The organism is Calditrichota bacterium (genome assembly GCA_013112635.1).
GTDB lineage: Bacteria > Calditrichota > Calditrichia > Calditrichales > J004 > JABFGF01.
Map to the genome: position 1 here is coordinate 1 of JABFGF010000026.1, position 1,606 is coordinate 1,606.

At 43.3% G+C, this 1,606-nt stretch carries 2 protein-coding genes; both read left to right on the plus strand.

Annotated features, from left to right (window positions below; all coding sequences use genetic code 11):
* On the plus strand, positions 1-764 hold a 764-nt coding region (locus HND50_22370), incomplete at its 5' end, for a DUF1670 domain-containing protein (protein NOG47998.1).
* Positions 765-769: 5 nt separating this feature from the next.
* A complete protein-coding gene (locus HND50_22375) occupies positions 770-1,564 on the plus strand; it encodes a DUF1670 domain-containing protein (GenBank protein ID NOG47999.1) in 795 nt (264 codons plus the stop codon).
* Positions 1,565-1,606: the final 42 nt, after the last annotated feature.

Below are 1,606 nucleotides of genomic sequence, written 5' to 3' on the forward strand. Positions count from 1 at the left end.
TTACCAAAAGGCTTCATTCCAAGTCTGTTAAAAACGCTATTGTTAATAATATTTCTCATGATTTCAACCTTACACCGATACTGGCTGAAGCTTACTTTAACCAGATTAAAAACTATTTCTTAGAACATGCCAACTTCCAACTTGCTTCCGGACAGATGCATTACCTGGCCGTTGATGACCGGGAACCGGCAGGTAAACCTATCGCCCTGTGTAAAAAAATATCTGTCCGGCTTACTGTGCACGATGTCGATGAAGACCTAAAAACCTATAAAGACAAGGGGCTTTCCGGATTGCGACAACACCGGCTGTTACGTATTACCAAAGAAGCAATCGAGCAAGGTGCATTGCTCTCCTTTGAAGATGTGGCCTTTATCCTGACCACCAGCGTCATTACCATTAAACGCGATATGGCTTATCTCAGGCGATCCGGGCTTACTATCCCATCACGCGGATGGCGGCATGATATGGGACGCGGCTCTACCCATAAAACCCAAATCCTCGATTTGTACTTTGACGGCTTCCAGTTCTCTGAAATCGAAAACCGCACACACCATTCTGAAACCGCCGTTAAACGTTATATTCAGGACTTCTCGAAAATTATCCTGCTTTATTCTAAAAACTTTTCCGTTGACCAGATACGCATTACCACTGGCTTTTCAAACCGGCTGATTGGCGAGTATATCAAGCTTTATAAAAAATACCAGCAACAAAACAACCAGCGCCTTGAGGCCATCTTTAACCCTAAAAAAAACAGCGGGAGGTAACCAAGATGCTTAAATTTATGAACAGGGACATTCGTGACCATTCCAAAGAATCCATCGCACAAAGAAGGCACATGCGCATCAAAGGAAAATCACTAAAAAATATCCTGCTTGACCGTTTCTTAAACAACTATGGATATGACAAAGGCGCCATTACGGCCACGGCTATCGTTGAGGATGTCCTGAACATCATTGAAAACTATTACCGGTTCAGCGATAACTCCTTTATTAAAAACGGACAGATGGTATGGCATGCTGTCCCGACCGCTGAATATCCAAAAAAAGGCAAGTCTATCGCCCAGACCAAACTCAAACCCGTGGTACTCGATATCATAAGCGATCAGGATATCGAGGACATGAAACAACCCGTGCACCACCGCCAAATTCGGATTAAAAAAGTTGAACGATGGACACAGCAAGCCTTTGACCAGGGTGCCTTGCTCACCCAGTTGGACCTGGCCGTCTTGCTCGGCGTCAATGAGGCCACCGCAGGCGAGTATGTACGTGAATATTTCAGCCTCTACAACAGAAAACTGCCTACACGCGGAAATATCCAGTTCCTTGGTAGCGGGCAAACCCACAAAAAGGAGATACTCACATTGTACCTTAATGGCTACCTGGTACCTGCTATCTGTCAAAGAACAAATCATTCTAAAGATGCTGTTGAACGTTATATCCGCGACTTTGAGGCAATTAGGTTACTAAATCCCAAATTCGATGATATTAATTCTATTTCTTTAATTACACGCTTGTCTAAACGCGTCGTTCAACAGTATATTGAGCTCATCCCTTTAGGCAATTAAATGTTCTAAAAAGACAAGCTATGGTATCATTTGATACTATTT

Coding starts and splice junctions, on each gene's coding strand:
- HND50_22375 (NOG47999.1), top strand. CDS start 770: ATGCTTAAATTTATGAACAGGGACATTCGTGACCATTCCAAAGAATCC.